Source organism: Streptococcus parasanguinis (assembly GCF_019929185.1).
In the GTDB taxonomy this organism is placed as follows: domain Bacteria; phylum Bacillota; class Bacilli; order Lactobacillales; family Streptococcaceae; genus Streptococcus; species Streptococcus parasanguinis_O.
In genome coordinates this window covers 63184-69643 of the sequence record NZ_JAHZPC010000011.1, presented here as the reverse complement: position 1 = coordinate 69643, position 6460 = coordinate 63184, and the positions used below count along the sequence as shown (strand labels likewise).

7 protein-coding genes and 1 tRNA gene are annotated in these 6460 nt (G+C 38.9%); 7 read left to right on the top strand and 1 reads right to left on the bottom strand.

What is annotated here, in order from left to right; all coding sequences use genetic code 11:
• The first annotated feature begins 82 nt into the window (after window positions 1-82).
• Window positions 83-156, top strand: a tRNA-Asn gene (locus K1I56_RS07580).
• Between the two features lie 94 nt (window positions 157-250).
• Here the strand turns inward: K1I56_RS07580 and K1I56_RS07575 are convergent.
• Window positions 251-1606 carry an aspartate kinase gene (locus K1I56_RS07575; protein WP_049522749.1) on the bottom strand — a complete coding sequence of 452 codons (1356 nt, stop codon included), beginning with the start codon at window positions 1604-1606 and terminating at the stop codon, window positions 251-253.
• A 240-nt stretch (window positions 1607-1846) separates the two neighbouring features.
• Here K1I56_RS07575 and fabM point away from each other — a divergent pair, with 240 nt between their 5' ends.
• From fabM to fabD, 6 genes are all read left to right on the top strand, one after another.
• Entirely contained in the window at window positions 1847-2638 is a 792-nt protein-coding gene (fabM, locus tag K1I56_RS07570) for a trans-2-decenoyl-ACP isomerase (RefSeq protein ID WP_182448499.1), read from the top strand.
• A gap of 96 nt (window positions 2639-2734) precedes the next feature.
• On the top strand, window positions 2735-3169 hold the full coding sequence (gene fabT / locus K1I56_RS07565; protein WP_003003993.1) for a fatty acid biosynthesis transcriptional regulator FabT: 435 nt from the start codon (window positions 2735-2737) through the stop codon (window positions 3167-3169).
• Window positions 3169-4143, top strand: coding sequence for a beta-ketoacyl-ACP synthase III (locus tag K1I56_RS07560; RefSeq protein ID WP_223325660.1), 975 nt, complete (start codon window positions 3169-3171; stop codon window positions 4141-4143). Before fabT ends, K1I56_RS07560 begins: the two co-directional genes overlap by 1 nt.
• A 58-nt stretch (window positions 4144-4201) precedes the next feature.
• On the top strand, window positions 4202-4426 hold the full coding sequence (locus K1I56_RS07555) for an acyl carrier protein (protein ID WP_003003892.1): 225 nt from the start codon (window positions 4202-4204) through the stop codon (window positions 4424-4426).
• A 114-nt stretch (window positions 4427-4540) separates the two neighbouring features.
• Complete coding sequence (gene fabK / locus K1I56_RS07550) at window positions 4541-5506, top strand: enoyl-[acyl-carrier-protein] reductase FabK (RefSeq protein WP_223325659.1); 966 nt, start codon at window positions 4541-4543, stop codon at window positions 5504-5506.
• Window positions 5507-5528: 22 nt separating this feature from the next.
• Window positions 5529-6449 carry an ACP S-malonyltransferase gene (gene fabD, locus K1I56_RS07545; protein WP_223325658.1) on the top strand — a complete coding sequence of 307 codons (921 nt, stop codon included), beginning with the start codon at window positions 5529-5531 and terminating at the stop codon, window positions 6447-6449.
• The last annotated feature ends 11 nt before the right edge of the window (window positions 6450-6460 follow it).

The following is a 6460-nucleotide window of genomic DNA, read 5'->3' as shown; positions in this document are numbered from 1 at the left end:
CCGAACACAGCAGTTAAGCCCTAGAACGCCGGAAGTAGTTGGGGGTTGCCCCCTGTGAGATAAGGTAGTCGCTTAGCTTGATTCCGCCATAGCTCAGTTGGTAGTAGCGCATGACTGTTAATCATGATGTCGTAGGTTCGAGTCCTACTGGCGGAGTATAGAATAAAAGAGATCAAGTAATTGGTCTCTTTTTTACTTTTGATTTTAATGTTAATTAAAGCTCCGTTTAGTTAACGGAGCTTTTCTCTATTTAGTTATTTGGGAAAAATGCTTGATATAAGGCTTTAATTGCTTTTTCTTCTTGATCTTTACTTACAACGAACATAATGGAAACTTCACTAGAACCTTGAGAGATCATTTGAATATTCACTTCATTCTCTGATAGTGCTTTGGCTGCAGTGGCAGTAACCCCTACCTGACTCTTCATTTTCTCCCCAACAATCATAATGATGGAAAGATCATGTTCAATTTCGGCTGTGTCAACTTCGAGTTTTTGCGTTAATTGTTTTAAAATTTCTTGTTCTTTGATTGGAGTCAGTTCACGTGAACGCAAAATGATGGACAAGTCATCGATTCCTGTTGGCATATGTTCCCAACTGATATTTAGATCTTCTAAAATTTGAAGGACTTTTCGACCAAAACCGACTTCACGGTTCATAAGGTATTTTGTAGTGTTAATACTAACGAATCCTGAATCACCTGCAATTCCTACAACAGTCACATGATCATTTGAATGTTCCAAAACAATGCGGGTTCCAGGGTGGTCTGGATTATTAGTATTTTTAATGACTAATGGAATTTTACCTCTGTATGCTGGAACGAGTGCTTCATCATGCAAGACTGAAAAACCAGCATAGGCCAATTCGCGCATTTCTTTGTAGGTTAATTCAGGAATAGAATGTGGGTGTTTAATAATACCTGGATGTGCTGCAAAAATACCATTTACGTCTGTAAAGTTTTCGTATAAGTCTGCTTTTACACCTGCTGCAATGATCGATCCTGTAATGTCAGATCCACCACGAGAAAATGTACAAATGTCACCATCTTGAGTAACACCAAAGAAACCTGGAATGACAATCACTTCACTTGAATCTTTTAGTTCTTCAATTTTATCGTAACTAGATGGTAAAATACGAGCGTTGGATGGTTCTGCAGTGACCGTAATTCCTGCCTCTTTTGGATGGATATATCTTGCTTCTAATCCATTTTGATTGAAATAAGCAGCAATGAGTTTAGCATTGTTATTTTCGCCTGCTGCTAAGAATGCATCGTATGTGAATGGATTCCCTTTTTTAGGTAAATTTGTTAAATCATAGATATCTTCAGCAATTTCTTGAATAATGGAATCTTTGAGACCCAATTCTTCTGTAATGGCACGATAACGTTCAATAATCCACTGTTGTGTTTGTGTGACATCCTTATCTGAAGTATATTCTTTATAATAGCGGATCAGAGCATCTGTTACTTTTGTGTCTTCAGCGTTGCGCTTACCTGGAGCTGATACAACTACAAATCTTCTTTCTGGATCATCTTTAATGATATCAAGTACTTTTTTTAATTGAGAAGCTGATGCTAGAGAACTTCCACCGAATTTAGTTACTTTCATATTTTCTCCTTAATAGTTTCATTAATACATTATACCAAAGTTCAGTTATTGATACAATGTATTTACAGATAGGGCATAAAATAATTGATTCTGTAGAGGAGAGAAATTGTAATTATTCAAATTTTACAATTTTGTTACATCTTATAGATATATTTTACTATTTTACTTTTTTGTGGTATGATATGTTATAATTCAAAAGTTTTAATATCAAAATATTTTATATTTAAACAAAAGGAGTCTGTGATGTTTGAAACAATTTTGTATTCTGTCGAAAACGACCTCGCGACAATCTCTTTAAATCGTCCTGAAGTATCCAATGGTTTTAACATTCCAATGTGTCAGGAAATTTTAGCTGCCCTGGAAGATGCAGAAAAAAATGAGGAAGTAAAATTCATTATTCTATCAGCAGAAGGGAAAATCTTTTCAGTTGGTGGAGATTTGAGCGAAATGAAACGCGCAGTCGATGCGGATGACATCGAGTCTCTTGTTTTAATTGCCGAATTAGTTAATACGATTTCAAAGAAAATCAAGCAATTGCCAAAACCGGTTATTATGGTGGCAGATGGAGCGGTTGCTGGAGCAGCTGCTAACATTGCAGTAGCTGTTGATTTTTGTATTATTAGTGATCGTACTAAATTTATCCAAGCCTTTGTTGGGGTTGGTTTAGCACCAGATGCGGGTGGGTTATTCTTGTTAGGAAAAGCCATTGGCATGTCTCGGGCTACTCATTTAGTAATGACGGGTGAAGCCTTGACTGCTGAAAAAGCATTTGATTATGGCCTAGCTTATCGTGTTTGTGAATCTGAAAAACTCGATAAAACCGTTGAGCAATTGCTTAAAAAATTAAGAAGAGGATCTTCAAATTCTTATGCTGCCATGAAAGAAATGGTTTGGGAAGCATTCTTGAAAGAATGGGACAAATATGCGGGTCTTGAATTGGATTTGCAAAAGAAACTAGCATTTACAGAAGATTTCAAGGAGGGGGTTATTGCCTACTCTGAGAAACGTCGGCCACAATTTAAAGGAAAATAAATTTGTAATTTTTCTATGTTTTGTGAAAAAATGCTTGCAAATTATTTTCATTTTTGATAAAATTTGACTATCAAAGTAAAATTAGGAGGTGGAGTTTTGAATTACCAATTAGTTAACGACTATTTAACATCCATCTTTAATAATGTTTTGGTTATTGAGGAGTCGAGCCTAAGAGCAAGTCGATTCAAAGATGTTTCTATTAAAGAAATGCATACGATCGATGTGATTGGTTCGACACCGAATGCAACCCCGAGTGATATTTCACGGGAGTTGATGGTGACTTTGGGGACTGTCACGACAAGTTTGAATAATCTTGAGCGCAAAGGGTATATCGAAAGAAGAAGATCGGAAGTTGATCGCCGGGTTGTACACTTGAGTTTAACGAAGAACGGTCGTCTACTTTATCGTCTTCATCAGCAATTCCATAAACGGATGGTCAACCAGATTATTGGAGATATGAGTCCCGAAGAGAAGAAAGTGATGCAAAAAGGATTGCAAAATCTGTATCGTTTCTTGGAGGAAATTAAATAATGGTCTTTGCTAAAATTAGTCAAGTTGCTCATTATGCACCTGACCAAGTCGTATCAAATGATGATTTGGCTGAGATCATGGATACAAGTGATGAATGGATCAGTAGTCGGACAGGTATCCTTCGGCGTCACATTTCAAAAGATGAGACGACAAGTGATCTAGCAACAATTGTTGCACAAAGATTATTAGCAAAAGCAAACTTAGATGCTGAGGAAATTGATTTCATCGTTGTTGCTACGATTACTCCAGACAGCTTAATGCCATCAACTGCAGCCCGGGTACAAGCTAATATTGGAGCTTCTCGAGCTTTTGCCTTTGATCTGACTGCAGCATGTAGCGGATTTGTATTTGCATTAGCCACTGCTGAAAAATACATTTCTTCAGGTATGTACCGGCGAGGAATTGTGATCGGTAGTGAGACGCTTTCAAAAGTATTAGACTGGTCAGACCGTTCCACTTCAGTCCTTTTTGGAGATGGAGCTGGTGGTGTCTTGCTTGAAGCAAGTGACCAAAAATCGTTTTTGGCTGAAAATCTTTTTACGGATGGTAGCCGAGGTACTAGTCTTGAGTCTTGCTATTTGGGTCTCTCTTCCCCATATTCAGAGGAAGTTTCTGATCGAAGATATCTGACGATGGATGGACGGGCAGTTTTTGATTTTGCCATTCGTGATGTCACGAAAAGTATTCAAAAAATTATAGCAGACGCCTCTATGGAAGCAGAAGAGATTGACTATTTTCTGTTACACCAGGCGAATGACCGAATGTTAGATAAGATGTCAAAGAAGCTGGGTGTCTCTAGAGAGAAAATCCCAGCAAATATGATGGAATATGGGAACACTAGTGCTGCTAGTATCCCCATTCTATTATCGGAGTGTGTCGAGAATCATCGAATCAAGATGGATGGAAGTCAAAAAATTCTTCTAACAGGATTCGGTGGAGGTTTGACATGGGGCACACTTCTTGTTACAATCTAGTTAAACATGTGGAAACACATTTTAAAAATTTATATATTATTTTTTAAGGAGGCCTATCATGGCAGTATTTGAAAAAGTACAAGAAATTATCGTTGAAGAACTTGGTAAAGAACCATCAGAAGTAACTCTTGAGTCTACATTCGAAGATTTAGAAGCAGATTCATTGGATTTGTTCCAAGTTATCTCTGAAATTGAAGATGCTTTTGACATCCAAATCGAAACTGAAGAAGGATTGTCTACAGTTGGTGACCTTGTCGCTTACGTAGAAGAAAAAACAAAATAATGATAGATGAGAGTATCGAAAGATATTCTCTCTTGTTTAGGTAATAGTTTGAGGCTCAAAGAAACAATCTTTTAAACTCAAACTATTACTTAAGCGAAAAAAGAGGTAGGTATAATGCAAACACGAATTACTGAACTATTGAATATTAAATATCCAATCTTCCAAGGTGGGATGGCATGGGTCGCTGATGGTGACTTGGCTGGAGCAGTATCAAACGCCGGTGGTCTTGGAATCATTGGTGGCGGGAACGCTCCAAAAGAAGTTGTAAAGGCTAACATTGATAAAGTGAAGTCTATTACAGATAAACCTTTTGGTGTAAATATCATGCTTTTGTCCCCATTCGCGGATGACATTGTTGACCTGGTGATTGAAGAAGGTGTAAAGGTTGTTACAACTGGTGCTGGAAATCCTGGGAAATACATGGATCGTTTCCATGAAGCAGGGATCACTGTCATTCCTGTTGTTCCATCTGTTGCCCTTGCAAAACGGATGGAAAAATTGGGTGCCGATGCAGTGATTGCAGAAGGAATGGAAGCTGGAGGTCACATTGGTAAATTGACGACTATGACCTTGGTTCGTCAAGTGGTTGAAGCTGTTTCTATTCCAGTAATTGGTGCTGGAGGTGTCGCTGATGGTGCTGGTGCTGCAGCTGTCTTAATGTTAGGTGCCGAAGCTGTTCAGGTGGGAACTCGTTTCGTGGTTGCTAAAGAATCTAATGCTCACCAAAACTTTAAGAATAAAATCTTGAAAGCGAAAGATATTGATACGGTAGTTTCAGCATCAGTTGTTGGACACCCTGTTCGTGCGATCAAGAATAAATTGGCTTCTGCCTATAACCAAGCTGAAAAAGATTTCTTGGCAGGTAAGAAGACTCAAGAAGAAATTGAAGAATTAGGAGCAGGTGCCCTTCGCAATGCCGTTGTTGATGGAGATGTTGACAATGGATCTGTAATGGCAGGCCAAATTGCTGGTCTTGTCAGCAAGGAAGAAACCTGTGCTGAAATTCTAGAAGATATCTATTATGGTGCAGCCAAGGTGATTCAAAGAGAGGCTGCTCGTTGGGCAGATGTAAACGTCTAAAAACGTCGAAAGGATTAGGATAGTGACAAAACGTGCGTTCTTATTTGCTGGTCAAGGGGCTCAGAAATTGGGCATGGCGAGCGATTTGTATGCGGCTTATCCCGTTGTTAAAGAGACATTTGATACGGCTAGTCGTATTCTAGGCTATGATTTGCGTGAATTGATTGATTCTAACGAAGAAAAACTGAATCAGACACGCTATACTCAACCAGCTATTTTGACAACGTCAGTAGCCATTTATCGTCTCTTAGTAGAAAATGGTATCACTCCTGATATTGTTGCCGGCCTCTCTTTGGGGGAATATTCTGCCCTGGTTGCGGCTGGAGCTCTTTCGTTTGAAGATGCAGTAGCTTTGGTTGCGAAACGAGGTGAATTCATGGAAACGGCAGCTCCCGCTGGAAGTGGGAAAATGGTTGCTGTTATGAATACAGATCCAAGTTTGATCGAAGAGATTTGTCAACAAGCATCTGAAAAGGGTGTAGTGACACCAGCTAACTACAATACACCAGCACAAATTGTGATTGGTGGTGAGGTTGCAGCTGTGGACTATGCTGTGGAACTATTGAAGGAAGCAGGTGCCAACCGCTTGATCCCTTTGAATGTGTCAGGTCCATTCCACACAGCCTTACTGGAATCTGCTAGTCAAAAATTGGCGGCTGAACTAGAAAAAGTATCATTTAATGATTTTGATCTTCCTTTAGTTGGGAATACAGAAGCTACAATCATGAAGTCAGAAGATGTGAAAGCACTTTTGGCACGTCAAGTAAAAGAACCGGTTCGTTTCTATGATTCAATTGCTACGATTCAAGACTTTGGTGTAGATGAAGTCATCGAGATCGGACCTGGAAAAGTCTTGTCAGGATTCTTGAAGAAAATTGATAAAACTCTTCCAACTCATAACGTCGAAGATCAGGCTAGTCTAGATGCACTTCTGAATGCTTAAAACGAGGTAAA